17 protein-coding genes are annotated in these 21,149 nt (G+C 53.4%); 5 read left to right on the plus strand and 12 right to left on the minus strand.

Annotated features, from left to right (window positions below; all coding sequences use genetic code 11):
- Positions 1–11 precede the first annotated feature (11 nt).
- The 7 genes from AC286M_RS20495 to AC286M_RS20525 all read right to left on the minus strand — a co-directional run bounded on the left by AC286M_RS20495 (position 12) and on the right by AC286M_RS20525 (position 10,916).
- Complete coding sequence (locus tag AC286M_RS20495; RefSeq protein ID WP_488206161.1) at positions 12–6,536, minus strand: strawberry notch C-terminal domain-containing protein; 6,525 nt, start codon at positions 6,534–6,536, stop codon at positions 12–14.
- Positions 6,537–6,542: 6 nt separating this feature from the next.
- Positions 6,543–6,794 carry a hypothetical protein gene (locus AC286M_RS20500; protein WP_488206162.1) on the minus strand — a complete coding sequence of 84 codons (252 nt, stop codon included), beginning with the start codon at positions 6,792–6,794 and terminating at the stop codon, positions 6,543–6,545.
- Entirely contained in the window at positions 6,791–7,396 is a 606-nt protein-coding gene (locus AC286M_RS20505; protein ID WP_488206163.1) for a hypothetical protein, read from the minus strand. Before AC286M_RS20505 ends, AC286M_RS20500 begins: the two co-directional genes overlap by 4 nt.
- A 62-nt stretch (positions 7,397–7,458) precedes the next feature.
- Positions 7,459–8,118: a hypothetical protein gene (locus tag AC286M_RS20510; RefSeq protein ID WP_488206164.1), complete on the minus strand. Its 660-nt coding sequence runs from the start codon at positions 8,116–8,118 to the stop codon at positions 7,459–7,461.
- A 1-nt stretch (position 8,119) separates the two neighbouring features.
- Positions 8,120–8,497 (minus strand): hypothetical protein, encoded by a 378-nt coding sequence (locus AC286M_RS20515; RefSeq protein WP_488206165.1) that lies wholly within the window; start codon positions 8,495–8,497, stop codon positions 8,120–8,122.
- Positions 8,498–8,523: 26 nt separating this feature from the next.
- Positions 8,524–8,775, minus strand: a complete 252-nt coding sequence (locus tag AC286M_RS20520; protein WP_488206166.1) for a hypothetical protein — start codon at positions 8,773–8,775, stop codon at positions 8,524–8,526.
- Complete coding sequence (locus AC286M_RS20525) at positions 8,769–10,916, minus strand: hypothetical protein (protein WP_488206167.1); 2,148 nt, start codon at positions 10,914–10,916, stop codon at positions 8,769–8,771. The genes AC286M_RS20520 and AC286M_RS20525 overlap by 7 nt, the downstream gene beginning before the upstream one ends.
- Before the next feature lie 183 nt (positions 10,917–11,099).
- On the opposite strand from AC286M_RS20525, the gene AC286M_RS20530 reads away from it, so the two are divergent.
- The 5 genes from AC286M_RS20530 to AC286M_RS20550 all read left to right on the plus strand — a co-directional run bounded on the left by AC286M_RS20530 (position 11,100) and on the right by AC286M_RS20550 (position 15,260).
- Positions 11,100–11,444, plus strand: coding sequence for a DUF5674 family protein (locus AC286M_RS20530; RefSeq protein WP_488206168.1), 345 nt, complete (start codon positions 11,100–11,102; stop codon positions 11,442–11,444).
- On the plus strand, positions 11,435–11,806 hold the full coding sequence (locus AC286M_RS20535) for a hypothetical protein (protein WP_488206169.1): 372 nt from the start codon (positions 11,435–11,437) through the stop codon (positions 11,804–11,806). Before AC286M_RS20530 ends, AC286M_RS20535 begins: the two co-directional genes overlap by 10 nt.
- 171 nt (positions 11,807–11,977) lie before the next feature.
- Positions 11,978–13,129: a DUF262 domain-containing protein gene (locus AC286M_RS20540; protein WP_488206170.1), complete on the plus strand. Its 1,152-nt coding sequence runs from the start codon at positions 11,978–11,980 to the stop codon at positions 13,127–13,129.
- Between the two features lie 2 nt (positions 13,130–13,131).
- The gene (locus tag AC286M_RS20545) at positions 13,132–14,298 is read left to right on the plus strand and encodes an AAA family ATPase (protein ID WP_488206171.1); all 1,167 of its coding nucleotides are present in this window, start codon (positions 13,132–13,134) and stop codon (positions 14,296–14,298) included.
- Positions 14,298–15,260: a hypothetical protein gene (locus AC286M_RS20550; protein WP_488206172.1), complete on the plus strand. Its 963-nt coding sequence runs from the start codon at positions 14,298–14,300 to the stop codon at positions 15,258–15,260. Before AC286M_RS20545 ends, AC286M_RS20550 begins: the two co-directional genes overlap by 1 nt.
- A gap of 52 nt (positions 15,261–15,312) precedes the next feature.
- Here the strand turns inward: AC286M_RS20550 and AC286M_RS20555 are convergent, their stop codons facing one another.
- From AC286M_RS20555 to AC286M_RS20575, 5 genes are read right to left on the minus strand one after another with little or no spacing between them, the layout of a single operon-like run.
- The gene (locus AC286M_RS20555) at positions 15,313–16,341 is read right to left on the minus strand and encodes a hypothetical protein (RefSeq protein WP_488206173.1); all 1,029 of its coding nucleotides are present in this window, start codon (positions 16,339–16,341) and stop codon (positions 15,313–15,315) included.
- A 17-nt stretch (positions 16,342–16,358) separates the two neighbouring features.
- Entirely contained in the window at positions 16,359–18,146 is a 1,788-nt protein-coding gene (locus AC286M_RS20560) for a type IV secretory system conjugative DNA transfer family protein (protein ID WP_488206174.1), read from the minus strand.
- Positions 18,143–18,910 (minus strand): hypothetical protein, encoded by a 768-nt coding sequence (locus AC286M_RS20565; protein WP_488206175.1) that lies wholly within the window; start codon positions 18,908–18,910, stop codon positions 18,143–18,145. The genes AC286M_RS20560 and AC286M_RS20565 overlap by 4 nt, the downstream gene beginning before the upstream one ends.
- Positions 18,907–20,382, minus strand: coding sequence for a TrbI/VirB10 family protein (locus AC286M_RS20570; RefSeq protein WP_488206176.1), 1,476 nt, complete (start codon positions 20,380–20,382; stop codon positions 18,907–18,909). The genes AC286M_RS20565 and AC286M_RS20570 overlap by 4 nt, the downstream gene beginning before the upstream one ends.
- 15 nt (positions 20,383–20,397) lie before the next feature.
- Positions 20,398–21,147, minus strand: coding sequence for a hypothetical protein (locus AC286M_RS20575; RefSeq protein WP_488206177.1), 750 nt, complete (start codon positions 21,145–21,147; stop codon positions 20,398–20,400).
- Positions 21,148–21,149 lie beyond the last annotated feature (2 nt).

Raw genomic sequence — 21,149 nt, forward strand, 5'->3', positions numbered from 1 at the left:
GTACCTGGATTCTAAGGCTCTAGGCCGACTGGCTGAAGTTGCGGTGTTTGCACACTGAAGGCACGGCTTTGAATCAGCTCAGCGAATTTCTGAAACCGCTGAGCATCAATATGGGTGACTTTGGAGAGAATCACCTGATCGTTGTGGAGATGGAGAATCTCGCCTCGATTGGCGGCTGAGATCGCCAGATGCTTCTCGCTCTCCTGAATGCTGTAGGTCTTACCGCTGAAACGCTGGCCACCGACATCCTGGGTACCTACGGTATTGAGGATGTAGCGGGCCTGCTCAGAGACTGCGTTGAGTTGGGACTGCCAGGCAGCCTCATCGCGATCTAAAGCCTGGAAATCGCGATCGCTGAGTACCTGCCCAGCAATGGCTCCCTTACTAATCACCTCAATCTGCTTCAGGTGTTTCTCGGAGCGACCCACATCACGAGCATGGCGATACCACTGCCTCAGGTCGTCTATCGAGGGTTGGCTCTTGGCTGGAGTTGTCTCGATGACGGAGAATGGCTGAGCTTCTGCAGTAGGAGAGGGCTTGGACTTAGGACATTCCGGCGTTTCTTGGTTCCAGGTCGGATCAGCACTGGAAGGTAAGGACGTCGTGGAAGAGCCATTTTGAAAGGTTTCGAGAGAAAACAGAACGGCCTGCTCTTCTTGAATAGCTGACGGTGTTTTGGCAACCGAAGAACTTTCAGCGTCTTGAACAACGGTTGGTAGTTCGGGAGCCGGTGGACTTTCGGCAACAGCTTCTGGTCTCACCTGCGGATAAACTGCAACGGCATTTGGGCCATCGACCACTGCTACCGCCGTGGTTTGCCTGAGCATATCCAAGTAGCGATCTGTCGCGTGAACCGGAAAGCCCGTCACCGGAATTCGTCCCAGCTCAGAACTTCCGGAATCGATGCTGGTGAGAATGACCTCAGTTTTCTCTGAAAGCGCCCTGGCATCCTCCAGGTAGGCTTCGTAGAAGCGACCATCGGCTGTTTTGCTCAGCAGCAGAGCATCGAGATGATAAGCTTTAACGTCGAGGTAGGCTTGCAGGGCTGGTTTTAGGGGATGGGTTTTCTGGGGAGCCACCTCCGGCTTGGGCTGGAGTTGTTCCCTGGCGGCTTCAGCAAACCCCTGGTGGTGGATGTTGCGGGAAAAGGTCTGAGCGAACAAACGATCCGGGCTGCGGCATTCTCCCCCTCGAATCGGGTCTTGGGTAGCGACTTCCTTGAACCGAAGCTGCCCATCGGCTTGAATCTTAAACACCATCTCGGTATCGATGAAGGTGTCGCCGTTTTGCTCCAGATAGTGGGTCAGGTACAGCTCATCCAGCTGTCGCTCCACAACGAGAGGAATGTAGGGCTCATTCTCGATTTTGAGGTGGTAATCTTCACCTGCCGTGACGGCCTCTCGAATTCCGGCTTTCTCCAAGAAGTTGGCAATACGCTTCTCGATCTGGCCTTGCTGCTGTTTAGGGGGAAGAATGCTGCCAGAAGTTGGAGTGGGTGGAGCCGATGCTAGAGGCGGAGGCGGTAGTGGGAGCGGTTCCCGAATGGGCCTCGGAGCCGGAGTCCCAGCATCCACTACTTCTAACTTGGGCAATTCGATCCCTAAGTAGTCCCGGGCAACATCCTTGTGGTCGAAGGCCGCCAGGGTGTACTGGCGATGGTTCATCAGCACCGTGAGGGTTTGCTCCAGCCGTTCAGCCGGTATGACGACTTCCATGCGATCAGCGACGGAGTGGAAATCGTTGCCGACAGCGGCAATCAGAGCTTCATCAAGGAAGTACTTGGCCCCCGATTCCTTCGCCTTGGGCGCTTGCAGGATAAATCCCTCGCCGTTGATTTGAGCTTTGAGAATCAGCAGTTCATCCAGGGTCTTCACCGCGCCTCGGCGACTGGTCAGATCGGTGAGGAAGGCTTTGACCTGGTGGCCCTGTTTGAAAGCGACAGGTTCCTTATCCAGCTCCTCGCGAATGTCGAACTCCTTGGGCATGACCAACCCCTGACGCACCTGTCCCTGATGGTCTGTGAAGTTGACCAGCTTGCCTTTGGGGTATTTCTCAAAGGCTTTGATGATGTTGCCGGTGAATATCTGCCGTTCCACCCGACCGCTCTGCTGGAACTTATCGAACAGGCTGTAGACATCGTTGCCAAACCAGTCCTGAGCTTGGGGCGTGATGGCCACCGACCCTTCCCGCCAGCTATTGAGCTTGGAGAGGGGCACAGTAATCTGCCGGGCAGAATCGGCGACCAGTAGTCGCAGCTTCCAGTTATTAGGGGCAGCGGGACTGCCGGGACGAATCTTCTGATCAATCCCTGCGACAACACCGTAGAAGACGCTTTGGGTAGTACCGGAGACAATGCGAACCGGGGTGCCAGTGGGGAATTCCCGCAGAGCTGATTCCACTTGATCCAGCTGTTTATCGATGCGATCGCTAAACTTGCTGGCCGCCGATTCTTCCTTCTTGGTGGCGAGGACAGCGGTGCGGTATGTTTCGGTGGCATCGGTGAGGGCTGCGATCGCATCATTCGCCCGTTGTTGTGTGGGAGCACTCAGAGATTCTGGATCATGCTCTTCCAGGTTCTTCACCACCTCCAATCCCAGCCCCTCCCGCAGCACATTTACCGCCTGAAGCTGAGTCAGAGGTTTGCTGGCACTCTTGGCATCCACAATTTCCAAAAAGACTGGCCCGGTAAACTCTGTCTTCACCGGACTCTCATCTGGGATGACTTCCATCCGCGCCGTCGTGCGAGCATCGAGATCCAGCTGATCGGCTTCCAGGATGCTTTCACCCATCGCTCGCGCCTGATCCACCAGCTCTTTGTACTCGGATTCGATCAGGTCATAGACCGCTTCCTGTTGCTCGATCGGCAGCAGCGGAATAGCTCCCGTCACTCGCTTAATCAATGCGACTTCGGAACCATCGTTTTGCGCTTTCAGGGTAGGAAAATCCAGCTGAGCGTTGAGTTCGAGGTCATCGGTGAGCAGTTCACTTACCACCTGTTCCCCATAGGCATTCATGAAATCCACCACATTGCTGATGGAGATATCAGTTTCTCTAGAGGCAGTGGTGTTGGCGTTGAGGCTGGCCATCTTACGACAAAGGATGGCCCCCGGTCGTTTTTCGGCAGGCAAATCGCCCATCAGCAAGGTATAGCTGGGCAGTTCGACTTGCCCGGTGCGGTGGATGCGGCCCAGCATTTGCATGAAGACGTTGATGTCTCGCTCGGCCTGGGCGACGATCATGTGTCGGGGGCGCTGGTCGGCAAATTTTTCTGAGGCGTGGAGGGAAATGCCCGTAGAGCCGGAGCAGTTCAGCAGAATCACATCGGCATCTCCAGCATTGAAGAGGGCCACCGCTTCAATCTTGGCTTTGGAAGAGGTTTCGCGTTCGGTGCGGACTTTGTAGGTGGTAGTGCCATCGGGGGCGTAGTCCAGCCCGGCTTTGCGTCCGGTGACTTCGCTGACTCGGTATCCGGCCTGCTCCAGGCGCTGTTCAATGTAGTCGATGGGGCTGATGGGGATGCGGCTGAAGTCTCCTTCCCGGATGCACTCCAGGGCTTCTTCGTAGGCAAAGAGTCCTTCATCCCCCAGTTCATCATCGGTCAGCCGGTGCCGATCGCTCTGTCCCTTATAATTCCGCAGCACCACATCCCGGGAGCGTTCTAGGTAGCGTTCCAGCAGGTCTGCGAAGGAGAGGCCGAGGCGATCGCCATTTTTCAGGTCATGGGCGTCGGCATAGCCCTGAATGAAGCTACCCATGGTATTCGCAACCGCAATCACCGGCTTCTGCCCATGCTGCAGGGAGTGAACAGCCTCCTGCACCGTGGCTTCTGCCTTTTGAGCTAGCAGTCCCTGCTCAATGCAGTTGTGCATCAGAGAAGTGAAGTTGGTGCTCTTGGCTCCCACTTCACCGATCGCATTGTCCTCACCCAGGGCTTTGGCCTCTTTTTTGAGTTCCTTATCCAGTTCTTTGACGGCCTTCTGCTTGGCGCAATCGAAGTCTTTGATCGCTCGCATGGCCGCCGAGAATTCATCCGCGACTTCTCGATCCACCGGCACAACTTTGGCCTCAAAACTAACGCCTTCGTAGGAGCGCTCGCGTCTGAGCATCTGACCCGAGGCGACAAACTTGCTAGCCACCATCTGCTGCAGGGGCACACCGCCACGGGTGAGGATATTTTCTAGGGCATCCATGCTGCTGACGGCTAACTGCAGGTCGGTGCGACGGGCATAGAGGTCCATCACATCGGGGCGTTTGGCGTAAGTGGCGGAGGAGTAGAAGACGCCGGAGGAAAGGTCGATGAGCTGGCGGACAAATTCAGCTCGATCCGGAGCTTGGTTTTTCAACTTCCACTCGTTCTTGGTGCCGCCTGCTTCGTGAGCTTCATCAAGGATCAGAATCGCGTTGGGGGCAAGGGCTCTCAAAAAATCGCGCCGCAGGGGCTCTTTCTTGCCCACCGTTTGTAGCTGACTATAGGTCGTAAAAATCGCGCTGTGGTTATTGAGGGTGCCAAATCGCATCATCTCCAGCATGGCCTTTTCTTGCTGGAATTTGCGCCCAGTAAGTAGTTCGCCGCCATTTGGGAGGGGAATTTGAATATTGATGTCAGTGGCAAATGGCTGAAACTGCCGAGTGCCAATGTCAGAGACATCGCGCATCATGTCGGCATATAGAGTCTTGTCTTTAGTGATGAAGATGGCGTGTTTGCCCTGCTGCTGGGCATAGCGCATGATACTCGCGCAGATGCGCCCTTTGCCGATGCCGGTTTGGTCTCCCGTGATAAAGCCCTGCCCACGCTCCAGGTTATCGATCGCCAGCGCCGATGTATCCACCTGTTCAGCACTGAAGTACTGGTGGAGTTCTTGAGTAGAGGCGTAGCCAAGACGAGTCGCTAAATACTCATCGATATCGCCATGGCGCTGCTCAAAGTGATCCAGGGCGGCCTGGGCTGCACTCACCATGTTGAAGGGAATTAGTGTTTGGGAAGAAACACCTCGGCTTTTGGGCTGGTAGGCGACCTGTTTAGGTTGAGCATAAGCGTCTTCTGATGGTAGAGCAGCGTTGGATTCGGGAGAGATTTCCATGACGGTGACTGGGTCTAATGCTGAAGGGTGGTGCTCAGAGCCATGAGCCAGGCTTCCAGGTGAGTGTCTTGATGCACTTCCAGAAAGGGCTCGAATTGGGGATGGGTTGGCGGAAATGGAGTTGTCGGAAAGCTGGTTTGCCCCATTCCCATCAACCAAAGGGCTTCGCTGAAAGTGGAGTTGTGGCGGATGAAGGTTTCCGCCCATTCCAGCCGCCAAGCCCATAGGTTGAAGGTTTCCGGATCCTGCTCCAGGAGCGGAAAATCCTGGGAGGGATGCAACTCGCTCAGGCAGATAGCTAAGAGGGTTTGAGTAGCTTCCAGAGTTGCGATCTCGAGCCAGCTTTGAATCATCCAATCGAGACGTTCCACCATCAGAGTCTGGTAGGTTTTCTCGTCTAGAACCAGGCAACTTTGGATCACTTTCACCACGAATAAGGACGTGTTGTGGGGCGGTGCCCAGATATGGGGATAGCTGTCGTATTGGCCCATCAGGTAAGGTCTCCTTAAGTTCAGCGAAGGTGGTTTTTAGGCCAGGGACTTCAGCGGCGGGAAGAGAGCGGGTGGATTGTCCTCGTCCGGCGATGACGATGACATCGATCGGAAAGCCTGCCCCCTGCTTGCGGTAGAGGTCACCGGAGATGGAGAAATGCTCGGTGACGGAGTACTGGTTGTAGAGGACATAGAAGAAAGCGCGACTTTCACGGGTGTTGTAGCGCTCGGATCGCAGCTCCGGGTCAATCCCCTTCTTGCCGCCCAAAATCAGCACCGCTCGTCCGTTGTCTTTCATGGCCTTCAACGCCTTGAGGGAGATCGCCTGGTCGATTTGAGTGGTCCAGGTATCAGCAATGGGGAAGCGTTGGGTGCGGTGATTCGCTCCTTTGACTGAGCCAAAGGGTGGGTTGCAGATGATTCTGTCTACTGGTTCTGGTGGCTGGTAGGTTGTGGCATCGTGCTGGGTAAGTTGCTGGTAGCCTCGGGTTTGCAATTCAGCGAGGCGATCGCCGTTAATCTCATTAGCGATGACCCGTTCCGGATTCGCCCCAATCAGCAGCGCCCCATTTCCCGCAGTCGGTTCATACACCGATGTTTCAGGCGTGATGTCGGCTAGCACTGAGGCCAGATAGGCAATCGGAATCGGGGTGCTATACGCCTGCTGGAGAACTGAGGTCGAAGAGCGAACGCTGAGATTGGGCTGACGTTCCAGCAAATCTATCAGGCAGTCGTAGGCATCATGAGTAGTCGAGCATTGGGCGATGATTGGGCCAGACGCTCGCACCACTGCTGCTTCCATTGCCTCATCGACCACCTTGGTGAGCGGATCACCAGGGACAATAATCTGTTCCAAAACCTCTGTCGCTTCTCGCCGAGCTTCGGTGATGCGGCTATAGCTGGCACCGGCCAGGAGGCGATCGCGGAAGTGCTGAATGAGCTGTTCTTTGGCGTCGGCGTGCATTAGGGGTCATGGTTCCCCCATGGTTGAGGGCGCTTCGGGATCGCCCCAGTAATAGCCCCACCAGGAAACGCTGTCGTCCGAGGGGCAATAACGATAGACTTCGGCTCCACCAAAGAAGACCGACACGTCTTCTGGAATAAAGGGCAAGTACTGCTGAAGCACAGCTTGAAGGGCTTGAGTCAGTTCTTCAATGCTCTGGGGGAGAACAGCTGCGGAGCCTTCCGCTTCAGTCGGGGTCGGAATAATGACAGGGTTCATGGGGTTGTCCTCTCGTTTTGAATGGCGGAGTTGGCAAAAGCAATGAGCGTGGCCTGGGAGCCGTAGCGGATGCCAACGCCGTAGCGAATCCCGCTTTGCTCCCAGAAGATCTTGGATGTGTCGCAGTTCGCACCGCAGACAAAGGGAATGAAAAAGCCGGTGATGCCGCCTGTGAGGAGGACTTCACCCATAACCTCTGGCGATCGCGCCACGGGCTGAAAGTCAGGTTGCAGTTCATAGGCATAGAGGGAGGCCACCGTGGGGGTATCTTGAAAGACCTGTTGGCCAGAGAGCCACCCGAAAGAGCAGCGGTCTTCTCCCTGGCAGTTGGGGGTGGCATCCAGGGAGATTTCGTAGTGGGTGGGCGTGGCAACGGTGATGTGGAGAACGACCTGCTGAAAGTGACCATCGGTGGTTATTGGCACGTTCAGATAGGGCTTGGGGCCACTGTCTGAGGGCACCAGGGCATCAGTGGGAATGACGGTGGGTAGCACAAGCGGGAGCTGGGTTTGTTTCTGAAGCGTGGGCAAAATGCTTTGGAACTCCGGCAATACCGCTTGGGCACCAGGAATGTAAGAGGTGTCCTGTCCGTGGGCAGCCATGCAGCTGGACAGGAAGACGATTCCACAGAGGAAGCAGACAAAAGAGAAGTGGCGAAGGCGAATCATGGTTCTGGCGGAGGGAAGGTATCGTCGGTCAGCAGGCGGTAGCTATCGGGAATAGTGATGCGAAGCTGTTTGAGAGCGTTCACCTGTTCAGCGGAGAGTAGATACTGCCCCTGTTCTGCAGTGATGTGGGCAGTCAGATCTTGTTGAAAGGCATTGGCGCTGCCGAGTTGAGCGATCGCATGGCGGTATCGCTGTAATTCCAGGTTTTCTGCTGCCTTGACAACGTTGCTGAGGGGGCGGCGGGTGGAGGTGGAATCAATGAGGCGATCGCATCCCCGCTTTGGTTCAACCACAATCACCTCATCGCTGGCATCCAGGGGATCGGTGGTGACGAAGTCGGAGTAGACACCCAGCAGATAAACGGATTTGCCCTGGTCTTGGGCAGTACCAAAGATATCGAAGCGTTCGCCAAAGGATTCCAGACAGAGTCGGGTCGCATCCGGTAGATGAACGTCGGGGAGCGGACTGGGTAGATAGAACTGGGCCGCTACAGTGGGAGAAAGTTGGGTCGGGACTGGAGCCAGAAGCGCTGATGGTTGTGGATTTTGACCCCAGCCCAGCTTCAGAGGCAGAATCACTAACAGAAGCCCAACGATGAAGCCCATGAAAAGGGTGACGATCCAGCGATCGGTACGGTTGGCGAAGCGGCGCGTCATGTCATTCCTCCTGACTCCACTGAGCCTGGAGTTTCTGTACTAGCTGTACCGCAGTACTCTCAGGAACACCCAATGCAATCAAGTTCCGAATTTCGTAGGAGCCACCATCACCACTGATCGGTAGCCAGTCGCTGCCTTGAAACTGAAGCAGCAGCTCACCACCGCCTTCCCCACACTGCCATTCCACCAGGGCATACGAATTGAACTGGGCAACGTGGAGAATTTGGGGCAAGCAGATGTCAGCAGGGATATCAAGAGCCGTTGTCACGGCTGCTGCAAGTTGGGAATCGATGGGAACCTCATCGGCAAAAGCAGGCAGGACTCCGAATAAGGTGAGTGCAGTTGCTAAAATTAGAACCGGAAAAATGTGGCGAAGCATAATGGGTATATCTCCAAAGAGGACGATCAACCGTTGACGCGATAGATATGACCTTCGGTGTGGTAGTAGCTTTCGTAAGAGTCACGACTGGCAACCCATCGAAAACGAGCCTGGTGGGACGAGTTGGAGAGCACTTGGCTACAACCGTCATTCAAACAAAAGCCAATGTGGTCATCAGACGTGCCGCGAAACACAATGACATCTCCGGCATGTGCCCATTGAGCGCCGATATGTTGCCCCGAACCAGATTGCAAATCCGCTTCAACGGAAGCTACCAAGTTGGGATTGGAGCCAATCTTGTGCCCGATGGAATCTTGCAGCACCCGATTGACTTCATAGGCACAGGCAACATTGCCGCCCCCTGACCACCGGCAGACGATTCGTTGTAGTGGGCATTGATGGAATTGACGATTTTCTGCTCAGTCGCATTGCCGTTGGAGTGGGCAATCAGCTGACCAGGATGATCGGCGCTGGTGAGGTTCGTGTCAGTGGTAGTCGCAACGGTAGAGCACTGATTGAGTGCCCCCAAAAACCGATCCGCCTGCTGCGCCACCTGATTGCTCTTGTCGCTGTCGTTGACGATATGGCGAGCCCCGACAAAATCACGATGGTCGCCGCCGATGTACTGCCCCAGTCGTCTGCCGGTGAAGGTGCCATCCCGCATTCCTTCCACGGCAATGCGAGCCGCTAAGTAGGGCTGGTTGGCCAGCTCGGGATGGTTAATCAGGTCTACCCCCAGGCGGTTAGACCAGTACTGGTAATTGCTCTGGCCCGTGAGCTGCACGTCGCCGCGACCGAAATAGCAGCCGGGGCCGTATTCACCGCAGTAGCCGCCGTCCTCGCTGCGGGGACGAAAGTTGGTTTCGGTTTCAGCCGTGGCCAGAATGTAGGCGATTTGCGCTCTGTCAGTGATGCCTGCTCGCTGAGCGGCTTCCAGCAGCTTGGGCACAGTCGTGGCAGCAGCGGCAGATTCTGAAGGCGGCACCTGGCTCATGATTTTGGCCAAGCAGGGGCCATCCACATTCACTGCACTGAGAAAATCGGGCTCGTTCGCCTGAATCAGAGCGTCAATTTGCTGCTGCACCTCAGGAGGCAGGGGTGGAATGTCAGGAATATCGCCCGGTGGGGTGCCTGGAGTCTCACCGACAAAGACAATGCCTTTCTCCTTAGTGCTGAACCAGGGGATGGGGCCGATGAAGTAGGGCGTACAGCCCAGGTCGATGAAGCCGTGGTGGCAGACCCGAAAGTAGATGCCGAAGCTGCCGGTGCCCGTGGATTCGTCGGTGTTGGTGAGCACTACTTTGAAGACCGGGCCAAAGGGCAAACGCCCGGTTGGCTCCTGCCCGCCATTAATGACCCCCAAAATGCCGTGGCCACCGGGCACCATTTGAGCCCCCTGTCCGGAGCCACCTTTAATCCACTGCGCTCCGTGGAGTCCGGTTGGATCGCCCGACACACCGAGGGATATGGGCGAGTTGAGTTCCAGGTAGGCGCAGCCTCGGGATTGAGCGCACTGATAGTTGAAACCTACTTTGTCGCTGCCGGTGATGGAGCGCTGGGTGGGGGTGTTGCGGTGCTCCATCGGGCCGTAGGTGACATCATCAATGGCAATGAAGCCGAAGTAGCCTGCGGCAGGGGCATTGGGAAAAGCGGTGAAGGGCACCTGGGAGAGCCCCGGTACCTGACCGACAAAAGTTTGCTGCCAGCCCTGGAGGTTTGCCAAGGGGGTTTGGGTGAGACCGGGGATGTCGTTAAAGCTGTACTGACTCAGATTCAGGTCGCCGAGGGAGAATTGACCCAGCAGGTCGTTGCTGGCGAGTTCTGACAGAGGGCTGCTGCCGAAGTCATCCAGATTGAGAGATTGCAGAGCCAGGTCAGTGAGCGCAGAGGTACCAAGGTTGTGGAGGTTGAGGTTAACCAGGTCTTTGAGGATGGGCACCTGATCGAGGGTGCGCTGGGCCAGTTGGGGAATGGCATCGACCAAACTGGCGAGGGTTTGTTGGGCGATGAGAGGAAAGTTGGCTAGGCTGATGCCGTTAAGGTTGAGCCCGGTGAGCTGGGCAATAGTGGCAAGGTTGAAGGCTTGCAGACCAAAGGCATCTTGCAGGTCGCCGAGCATCAGCACCTGGTCGATGGGGGTGTTTTCTGACCAGATGCGGGAGGGGTTGTAGCCCAGTTGCGCGGCAAGTGAATCGGGGATTTGTAGGGAGCCCGCTTCGCTGATGACGGGTAGGTTGGAAAAGGTGATGTTGCCCCAGTCGGGAATCAGTGCCCCGTTGTAGACGGTGGAGGGGATGTGCTCGTCCCAGGCTTCGGCGTGGGCTAAGGGAAGCCCGAGGATCGGGGCCAGCAGCAGAATGAGGGCGAGAATGCTGGCGAGGAGGAGGGCAGTTAGGTGTTTGGGAAGGCAGCTGGGCATGGCTCCCAGGGCGAGGGGTGGAGGATGGGGTTCCCTCGGAGGCCCTGTAAGCCAAAGGTTAGGAGGCGGCTATGGCAGGTTTGTGGAAAATAGGGGCAAATGTTGGGCGGTAAGCACCGAAGCTTCAGTATTCATCTTGAGTGAGACATGGTACATTTGCATCTATTCCGTTAACTGATCACCATGATTCACATCATCCGCAGCCGTGCGGAACCTGAACAAATGCGTCAGATGCTGGAGGCTCTGGGAATCTACATTAAACTTGCAGTAGATATCGAGCGCCGAATTCTGGCTGGGGGTGGTGAGCTTCATGCGGATTGCGAGTTAGTTTTGTTGGATGATGGCAGCGAGCAGGCTAATGTTTGGGGCGCTGACTGGTATCCACTCAGGCAAGCAGTAGGATACGAATCACTTATCAACATTCGTCCGAGTGCGAACAATCGGTCTATGGAAGTTCAAGATCCTGCCCTGCAGGAAAACATCCGCCAAATCGTGCAGTCTCTTTTGGGTGACGTTGAATGGCAATAAACTGGGACATTCTCAAAGCACAGTATTTACAGGCCAATCGGGCGACTCAGCTAGACAGTTTGGCCTTAAACTTAACGCGGATTCAGCTTTTGGCGAGGAGCGGCACAGACGAGTCAGTGGCTCAGCATTTGGTTAGAGAAAGCCAGTTTTTTATTGAGTGGGCTGTCCCAAGTATTGATTTGGAAACGGACGTAACCTTTGCGACTGAACTGGTAGATCTGCAACGATTGCTGAGTCAATGGAAGCTAAGTTGGTCAGAGTTTTGGGCAAGTGAGAGTAAGCGACAGGAAATTGCTCTACAGGCTCAACAGTGGTGCGATCTCATTAACGGAAAATGTGAGCTACTTACTAACAGATTTTAGTCAGTAAAGACAGATTCTACTATCAAGGAAAAGTTAGCATATTCATTATTTATTGATGAAATTTCAGACGCAATAATTGATGATAGCAATTTACAACTTAAACTGAAAATCATTTTTGCAGCCACAAAACTCATTTTAGGGGACTGTATGTTTAGCGAGGGAAAATCATTAATGAATAATATTGACGCTGCTACTGACATCAAAAATGGTATCTCTGAGGAGCTTGAAGGTCTAGACGTTTCAGAGGAAGAGGGATGGGGAGACTATCCATTAGATTCTGTTTTTGTTCGGACAGAACAGAGGACAGTTAGTGAAGTTGTCAAGAGAATAAAAAACGATTGTTTTATACTAAATCCAGATTTTCAGAGGGATTTTGTCTGGCCAGTCAAGAAACAATCCAGACTTATCGAGTCTTGCCTGATGCGCATTCCGTTACCGGTGCTATATGTAGCTGAAGCGGAAGATGGAAGAATAATTGTCGTTGACGGCTTGCAAAGATTGACAACCTTTATACGATATCTTAATGATGAGTTTCCTTTAAGCAAGCTAGGAGATGAAGAAGATGATAAAAAAAATGAATATTCTCTTACTGGAAAGCGCTTCAGTGATCTCCCGATTAATCTTCAGGAAAGAATTGAAGACACACAATTAACTTTATACATTCTTGATGCCAAGGCTCCACAAAGAGCAAAACTAGATATTTTTGAACGTGTTAATAGTGGCGAGCCTCTTGCTCGCCAACAAATGAGAAATTGTCTTTTTAATGGCCCTGCAACTAAATGGCTAGCTAATGCGGCAGAAGGCCAAACTTTCTTAGATGCTACAGGCGGAAGTCTTAATAAAAAAACGATGCGAGATAGAGAAGCAATTAACCGCTTTTGTGCATTTAGGTTGCTAGGTTTCAAGAGTTATAAAGGAGATATGGATGATTTCCTGGCAAATTCTTTGGAATTAATGAATACTCTTCCTGAAACAGAGTTGCATGAATTGAGAATTTCTTTCCAGGAATCGATGAAGGCGAATCATTCTCTCTTCGGCAAACATGCTTTCCGAAAATCTCTAACTTACAGGAGTGGTACAGCGTCCAGATCAGTCATTAACATAGCTTTGTTTGATGTCTGTTCAGTAACTTTCTCCAATCTCAATTCAAAAACTGTAATGGAAGAGCTGGAATCTCTACGAGATACAGTTATAAGTTTAGTCAACGATGAAACTTTTTCGCAAGCGATCACTATTTCAACCAATGGTCTTAAACAAGTAAGAACACGTTTCACAATGTTTGAAGAGGCTATTGGGAATCTATCAGTCAGCACGATTAATTAGTAATGATCAATCAACTTCGCGTCAAAAACTTTAAATGCTTTGATTCTCTATCGTTGCCACTAGCACCATTAACCTTGTTGACTGGATTTAATGCTGCAGGTAAATCAACAACTTTGCAAAGTCTTCTGTTACTCGCGCAGAATTTACGTCTTGGCGGACGTTCCCCAAAGCTAAATATCAATGGCTCCTTAGCACAGCTAGGGACACCTAGTGAAGTACTGAATTTAGGTACTGGCGATCTAGTTTTCACTGTTGAAGATGATGATTGCAGTGTGCAATGGATACTTCAGTCCGAGGATCGAACCAGCGGGCTTCATATGGAAATTATAAGTATTGAAATTACAGACTCTAGTGGAGTGAAAAAAATAGAAGATTGCAATAATCTTGATATGCTTTTGCCCTTTCAAGTGAGCGGAAAAGCAGTCGAACTGATGAATCGTATAAAGGAAACTATTTATCTCAGTCCTATTAGGATCGGGACTAGTGACGTATTCCCTTGTCCTGAAAGCAGTCTGATAGCCCAAGCTGATGTCGGCATTCAGGGGGAATATGCGCCTTGGTGGTTTCATGAATTTATCGATGAACCGATTGATAAACGACGCTGTCATCAATCAGATAAAGCTGTTACTTTACGCCGCCAGTTTAATGCATGGGCTGGAGAGCTTTTTCCAGGTGCTCAGGGAAATGCACTCAGAATAGATAGAACTAGTTTAGTACGTCTAGAACTAAGAATTGGTGATATTGGAGATTGGAGAAGACCATCAAATATTGGTTATGGTTTAACATACGCATTTCCAGTTTTGGTAGCAGGTCTTCTTGCAAAAGAAAAGCAAATCCTAATAATTGACAGTCCAGAAGCTCATTTACATCCTCTAGGACAATCTCAAATAGGTCAGTTTCTTGCCACTGTTGCCGCCTCAGGCGTTCAAGTAATTATAGAGACACATAGCGATCATGTCCTGAATGGAATTCGTTTGGCAGCTTCTGAAGGCAAGATATCTCCTGAAAAGATTGCAGTCCATTTTTTCAAGCATATTAATACTGATTCGTCCAATCAATCTCGGGTCATTTCTCCTTTGATAGATAGTGAAGGTAATCTCAGCGAATGGCCAAATGGATTTTTTGACCAATCAGAGAAGGATTTGGCACGATTAGCAGGATGGATGTGATGGAATGGCATATTAATGACTTGTCGTTAGTAGGTAACTTTCCTAGTTACGAGATATTTATTCAGGCTGTGAGCGATCTCCTGAAAGTGAGATTGAAAAATCTACTATTAAAAGAAAATCTGTACTGCTCGCGATCAATTCACCTTTGTAAAGTGATTCAAAATACGACCTTTAGCCAAGCTGTTTATGGCACGAATGACAAAATTTTCAAACAATTAGTACTCGAATGGGTAACTAAGTCAGGTCCATTTTGGGATGATTCTAGACAAGAAAATCAAGACGATTATTTTGAATACTGTACCTACGATGTTACTGATCAAGGTTTGGGGGAGGCCGCTCGTCGTAAGCTCGCTAGTATAGATGCCTGCACATTTAGCTTTGAAGGCTTTTTAATGGATTTCAAGAAAGAAAAACTAGAAGTTCAGCATGGCCTTACTGAACAGCCAATTGGCTTTGTTGAAATCTATAACTTTTGGGATCTCAATCAAATTCTAGAAATTCTAGAACATGAGAAAATATATTCTTGCTGGCAGGACGTATATGATGAGATCATGAATCGCTTTGAGGGTTTGATTCTTTTGAATGGTCTTATGGCTGAACTGATGCCTTTTCCATTTAATAGTCAAGTGGCGAAAAGGATACTTGAATTGTTAAATATATTAGAGTCTATCTGCATGGAAAGTGATGAATCTGGCAAGCTTTCTCAGCATGGTTTAGATATCCTTGATACTCATTTTGTCGGCACAAAAGCCTGGTTCACTGATGAATCAGATACTAATAAAGACAAATTTAGAGCTGAGATGACTTTTCCAGATCCAGTTAATATCGAAGATAAAATTTTTTGTCCCTGGCATGGAAAAATTAAAACTCCTCAGATTCGCATTCACTTTCAGTGGCCTCGTCCTGAAGGCCAAAAGGAAATTAAGGTTGTTTATATAGGTCCAAAGATAACCAAGAAGTAGAGGTCATCTTTGAAGCGATCTGCTAAGAGAATTAGTGTAAATTACATCTTATTTAAGGACAGCAATCAAGGTCCAAATCTTTAAGAGAGTGTATGTCCGACTCATGTAGACATTTCAGTAAAAGCCCTCTAGCGGTGTCAAACTGCTGAAAATCCTGGGCTTCCAGCCGCGAAATGCCTCTCTCCCCATCTACCGCCAACACCTCCCCACGCCCATCCTTCGCCTCTACCGAAAGCTGATTCCCCGCCATCTTCAGCCGATAATGCTGGCCTTCAAACTCCTGTAAGCCCGTCAGCGCGAAGAACTGCTGCACCGTTTCTACCGCCAATCGCACTTCCGGTGATAACTCTGCTGCCACCTCATCCGCTGACTCAGTTTGTTCTTCACGGTTCTCCGCTGCCTGAGCCAACCCCTCAATCTGGGCACCTAACCTGGGGTCATACTCCACCTGTCCATCCGGCAGCACCTCCACCACCAGCACCGGAGGTTCCACCAATAGCTCAGGATGGGTAATCGACGATTCGTTCAACTCCTGGCCCACCAACCGCTCCGCTTCATCATAGGTAATCCGCTCCAGATGGGGAGCCAACTGCTTAGACGGCTCATGGTGAAAGCAAGGTACTCCATCAAGTTTGACATCGACAATCTCGCCGTCAATCACCTCTACCTCACCTGGCAAAGCTGTAGGCTCCATCACCTGCCGCAGATAGCCCACCTGCTCTGGTGGCAACTGCAGCAACTGCTCCAGCAGGTCACCCTCCAGGGCTCCCGCCACGACCGCCTCGCCAATCTGAACCCGCACGGGCGCTGCTGCCAACTGATATGGAGGACCCGGCTTCAGCAATTTTGGGTCATCGCCTGTTAGCAAAGATTGCTCATCAAAGTGCTCTATCTCAGCAATCTCAAGCGGATCGCTTTCCAGTTCTGCCTTGAGTTGCAAAGGTTCCTGCTGGGCTTCCCTTTCTTCTTCCGCTAACTGCTGGAGCCTTACCTTGGCCAGCATTTGAGCAATGGCATCCAAAATCGAATTGATATCGTGCTGCACTTTCTCAGCACTGTGGGGAGAGCCGCCGAAGGTCATGGGTCACCTCGCAAAAGTCAAAACACATCCTGAAACTGCTTGAGAATTGCCGGCTCTTTGAGATTGGGCGCACTGGGCATTGATTGTTTAGGTAAGGGAAAGAGCTTCTCTGCGATTGCCATCCGAGATGCCAACTGTTCGCGGGTATGCGTCTCCGAATTGAAGTGCTGGTGAGACGCCGCAATCAGCCGTTCTCTCACCTTGGGCCAGCGATCTTTGCTCCAGGCTTCCTGGGCCAGATCCGCCTTGGGCACCTTCACCTTCAAAATCAGCGGAATCGAGCCCTCATCCTTGCGGCTGTAGGCCGGGTTAATCAACACACACTTGCCCGTGGTCAGCTTGTTGAACTGGGCCGGTTCCACAATCGCCCGCTTCTGGGTGTGCCCTGCCGTGCTGGTGCTGCCGCCCCCTTTGCCCGTGCTCTTGGTTTTGGATTTGATCTCCACTTCCTCTTCTCCCAGGTAGTCGCTGAACAGGCGAGCGCTGTCTGGGTCTTGGGGATTGAACAGGGCTTTGGTGGCACAGCCGCCCAGAATCGAGCGGCTCACCTCGCGGGAGTAGGCTTTTTCTAACTGGGTCAGGTTTTGAAAGCCGACAATCGTCACCAACCCATCAGAGCGGTTCTCGTTGAGCCACTGGGTCAGGTAGGGCAAATACAGCGTCGGCAACTCATCGAGGGCCAGCACTAGCGGGTCACGGCGTTTGCGGGTGACGTTGCGGGTGACAATCAGGTGCAGCAGGGTAGCGACCAGGGGCGCAACCGCTTCCCGCCGCTGCCGATCTAGCCCCAAAATCAGCAGCTGTTTACCTTCTAGATCTAGGGGCAGGGTGGTCTGACCACAGAAGGCACTCACCAGTTCCTGACTAAGGAAGCGGCTGAAGACCTTACTGGCCATGCCGATGACTCCGGCCACCGTCTTCTCAGAACCGGCTAGCTGTAAGAGCTGAGAAAAGGCCAGATACACCCAGTTGCTCATCTGCCAGTTGGCTCCGGCATCTCCTCGTTCTTTGGCATGGCGAATGCGGCTGGGCAAATCCGTCAGGCTCAAGATCGCTGAGGCCATCATCAAGTCCGGCTCCGGCATGCCCTTGGCCAGCATCAGAATGGCCTGGGTGAGCTGGTCTCCGGCATCGGCAAAGAACTTGTCTTCGGAGGCATTAGCCGAGAGGGCAAAGTTGCGGTTCATCACCGTGGCGATCTGCCGCGCCATCAGGGCATCGTCGGCATTCCGCAGGAAGTCGAGGGGATTGCAAACCTCGCTTTCGGGGTAGCCGGGGGCAAAGATGCTGACGGAGTAGCCCCGCTTAGCGGCATAGGCGGCGAGGACTTCCGTCTGGTCGGGGTACTTGAAGTCGTAGACGATCGCGGGCGTACCCTGATCCAGTGCCGAACGGATGGTGGGGTTGATCATCGAGAACGTCTTTCCCGAACCAGGAGCACCACAGACGGCAATCCCTCGCTGGGCATCGGGTAGCCAAAGACTGCGACCGCTGTTGATTTTGCTTTTGGCGTTCCGAATGGCGCTGCCGACGTATAGGGTGACAGCATTATGACGGCGTTCTTGCAGTTGCTGCATGGCCTTTTTGCGGGCGGCTCGCTTCTCCCCACTTCCGGCCAGGTAGCCTCGGGCCAGTTGGCCTTTCTTCTGATTCTTGCCGACGAAGGACATGACCATCATGGCCGCGATCGCACCCACGAGCACCAGGCCGTTCTGCCCTTGCAGCGAATGGAAAATGTTGTTGCCGGTGCTAGTGATGCCATCGGGAACGGGAGTCACGCCGATACAGGCTTTGGGAGCACTCATGGATTAGCGGCCTCCAGCGGTACAGTCGGAGGCGGATCGACGGGTTGAGCGATCGCAGGCAATCCCATCTCCGCCAGTCGCGACACTACTGCCAGGGAAATTCCTGCGGCATCGGCAGCGGCTTGGGGCGTTGCGCCATTGCGGACACGGGCCAGGAAGTCTTGAACTTTAGCGATGACAGGGCTATTAGAAGAAATGAGTTGGGACGCGATCGCATGTTGTAGCCCCAATTCCACATCTACCAGGCTGGCCGTTCGACCACTGTTAGTGACGATCGTGGAGGACTGGGCAGATACATCAGGAGCGATCGCCACCGTCGCGTACTGCGGATCGCCTGAACCATAGTTCACTTGAAACTGGTAAACCTTGCGCCCTTCCGGCGCATCTGTCACTACCGTTAGCAGGGTAAAGGCAGTCTCGGGCAGATTCTCAAAGTGAATCCCGGTCACTCGCCGCAGGTGAATGACACTGGCTCCGGCCTCATCACAACTGCTAGAATCCCCCTGGCCACAAAGGTTGCCATCGAAATCGAGGGTGAGCCGACTGGGGTCATCCAGCCAGACGCGCTGAATCACTTCCCCAGTACGGGTAAAGTCCAGGTTGGTGCCGGAACCAGGCCAGACAGAAATTTGAGCCCCATCATCTGTAAGTCCCTGAGCCTGAGCTTCGGAGAGTTGACGGACAATGGGGGCAGCGAAAACGGGTTTTGAGATCGCCAGCAGCGAAGCGACTACCAGCGGCAGCATGAGAGAACACCGTTTCATAGCGCCACCTCGAAAGAGTTGCCGGTAAAGACCTGCACAGGTTGCCCAGCCGGGATGTACCAGACATTGGGACGGCTGAGGATGTCTTCGATTTCTTGCTGCTGACGATCAGACACCTGATCATGGAGCGCATCAAAGCCCCCTTCCAGCACCGCTCCCAAAATATTCGGCGGTGGATTGGTCGTGGTTGAGGACGAGTAGAACACCGAGCCGGTTGAGGTTTGGCTGGTGGGACGGTTGAGGATTTCGCCGACTTTACCCAGTGCCCCCATCAGGGCCACGCTGGCATCCAGACTTTGGATGTGTCCAGTATCGTGGTTGTACTCCTCCGCCATCAGCGGATTGCCCTGCTCGCCCTGAATCAACACGGCTCCAGCAGGGACGGACACTACCTGATTGCCGGAGGCAGTAGGGATGACCACAGCGATGACCGAGAGTTCCACCAAGCCGCTTTCAGAAATCGTGTTGACCTGAGTCACCATCTGGGTACCGGCAGGTAAGGCAACGGTGCCATCGGCGGCCAGAATTGGCTCGGTGAGCTGAAGACCGAAGCGCTGAGGCTGCTGCTGAGTATTGTCCAAATCCTGCGCCCAGACGACCGGGGTGCTGAGGGTGGCAGCGGCTTTCGCTCCCGCCAGAATGCTGATGACATGGCTGGGGGTTCCTGAGAGAATCGCGGCGGCATCGGCTTCATAACGAGTCTGGTCAGGATCTGCCGATTTAACAGCGGCGTCTGTCACTACGGGAATTCCTTCGGATGCGACAGGCGTTGCGGTGTCAGGCTTTGCCGGGTCGTAGCTAACCTGTCCGTAGCTGCCCAAAGTCACTGCAGTTTGCCATTGCTCAACCGGATCGGCTTTGAGTGTGGGAGCAGCCGCGATCGCAGATACAGGAGCAGAGCGCACAGGAGCTGAGTAGGCGGGTGGCGTAGCGTAGGTGGCCGGAGTCGGATGGCTGATGGGAGTCGGGGGCGTCGCAACTGCCGTGGCGGGAATTGGCGTGGTCGTTACCGTTGAAGGAGCGGTTTCCGGCTGGGCTTTCTCGGCTTTCAATGCTTCTGCCTGACTTCCTAAGGCTTCAACGGTCTTGAGGCGGCCAATTTCGCTGGGGTCGGCATCGGCTTGCGTCGTTGAGTCAATGGGCGCTTCCACCGCCGGAGCGGTTTCATCGGCAACGGGAGTGTTGTTGGGGGCATGAACGCTGTGGAGAAAGAGTGCAACGAGACCGATCGCGATCGCCAATCCTGACCCCACAAAGGCGGCTTTCGCCCAGGGATTACTCCACAGTTGCGGCTGAGTGGTGGGGTCGGTCTCGGTTTCAAAATCTTCCGGGTCGAGTAACGCAGAGCCGTTAGTGCTAGGAACTGCTGGCGTAACTGGCTCTTCGCTGTAACCCGTGAGGGCCGCCAGATGACTGAGTTCATCGGTCTCGGGCAGCGGTGTTTCAGTCTCGGGTGAGGGGGTGGATAACATGGCAAACGTCCTTGCTTAGCTGGGATTGGGGGCGAGTTGTTGAATGTCCAGGTCGCGGATTTCGGTGATTTCCAGACCGTTTTCCCGCAGGCGATACACGGCTTTTTGCAACGGTGTGGAGGTTTCCGGCAGCGGGTCAGCAGCGGGTTCGACCGCCTGGACGAAGAGACTCTTGTTGAAGGGCACCGCCAGCCCCTGCGGATGAGTCGGGTCAAAAATCAACAGATTGGCCACCATATCCACCTGCCAGTAACCGGCTTGCAGTACCTTCGGCGTCGAGATCGTTTCGATGTTGAGCACGCTTTGGGCGCTACCGCTGAACACACCGGGGGGCGTAATGGCGGCGACCTGATCCAGAAACGCGGTGCGGAAGTCTTCTTTGAGGGCAAACGACGCTTGCCAACTACTGGTGGTGATGCGGCCATGACCGATGGGGACGCCCTGATCGGTTGCGGTACTGGCATCGGCAGTCTCAGTAGGCTGTCCTTGGGGATTCCAGGTAAACATCAGCCCCATAGCGGTTTTGACGAACTGTTGAATCACCTCCGGCGTCCGCTGGCTGGGGTCAACGGCTTCGGTGCTGATGGAATGGCCATCCACCAGCTGCACCAGCGAGGGCACCGGGCGATGGGCCAGCATCGTGATGCGGGTGGTGTTCAGCAGGGTCAACACCAGCAGTAATCCCTGGACGCCGAGGGTACCCAGAACGAACAGCGGCAGAATGTCAGACGAATGAAAGCGACGGGAACGGTTGAGGAGTTGCATCG

The organism is Thainema salinarum CENA647, from assembly GCF_057732415.1.

What these genes read in the sequence shown, in the direction of transcription:
- AC286M_RS20495 (WP_488206161.1), bottom strand. Translation starts at nt 6,536, where the DNA reads ATGCACGCCGACGCCAAAGAACAGCTCATTCAGCACTTCCGCGATCGC.
- AC286M_RS20500 (WP_488206162.1), bottom strand. Translation starts at nt 6,794, where the DNA reads ATGAACCCTGTCATTATTCCGACCCCGACTGAAGCGGAAGGCTCCGCA.
- AC286M_RS20505 (WP_488206163.1), bottom strand. Translation starts at nt 7,396, where the DNA reads ATGGCTGCCCACGGACAGGACACCTCTTACATTCCTGGTGCCCAAGCG.
- AC286M_RS20510 (WP_488206164.1), bottom strand. Translation starts at nt 8,118, where the DNA reads ATGACGCGCCGCTTCGCCAACCGTACCGATCGCTGGATCGTCACCCTT.
- AC286M_RS20515 (WP_488206165.1), bottom strand. Translation starts at nt 8,497, where the DNA reads ATGCTTCGCCACATTTTTCCGGTTCTAATTTTAGCAACTGCACTCACC.
- AC286M_RS20525 (WP_488206167.1), bottom strand. Translation starts at nt 10,916, where the DNA reads ATGCCCAGCTGCCTTCCCAAACACCTAACTGCCCTCCTCCTCGCCAGC.
- AC286M_RS20530 (WP_488206168.1), top strand. Translation starts at nt 11,100, where the DNA reads ATGATTCACATCATCCGCAGCCGTGCGGAACCTGAACAAATGCGTCAG.
- AC286M_RS20535 (WP_488206169.1), top strand. Translation starts at nt 11,435, where the DNA reads ATGGCAATAAACTGGGACATTCTCAAAGCACAGTATTTACAGGCCAAT.
- AC286M_RS20540 (WP_488206170.1), top strand. Translation starts at nt 11,978, where the DNA reads ATGAATAATATTGACGCTGCTACTGACATCAAAAATGGTATCTCTGAG.
- AC286M_RS20545 (WP_488206171.1), top strand. Translation starts at nt 13,132, where the DNA reads ATGATCAATCAACTTCGCGTCAAAAACTTTAAATGCTTTGATTCTCTA.
- AC286M_RS20550 (WP_488206172.1), top strand. Translation starts at nt 14,298, where the DNA reads ATGGAATGGCATATTAATGACTTGTCGTTAGTAGGTAACTTTCCTAGT.
- AC286M_RS20555 (WP_488206173.1), bottom strand. Translation starts at nt 16,341, where the DNA reads ATGACCTTCGGCGGCTCTCCCCACAGTGCTGAGAAAGTGCAGCACGAT.
- AC286M_RS20560 (WP_488206174.1), bottom strand. Translation starts at nt 18,146, where the DNA reads ATGAGTGCTCCCAAAGCCTGTATCGGCGTGACTCCCGTTCCCGATGGC.
- AC286M_RS20565 (WP_488206175.1), bottom strand. Translation starts at nt 18,910, where the DNA reads ATGAAACGGTGTTCTCTCATGCTGCCGCTGGTAGTCGCTTCGCTGCTG.
- AC286M_RS20570 (WP_488206176.1), bottom strand. Translation starts at nt 20,382, where the DNA reads ATGTTATCCACCCCCTCACCCGAGACTGAAACACCGCTGCCCGAGACC.
- AC286M_RS20575 (WP_488206177.1), bottom strand. Translation starts at nt 21,147, where the DNA reads ATGCAACTCCTCAACCGTTCCCGTCGCTTTCATTCGTCTGACATTCTG.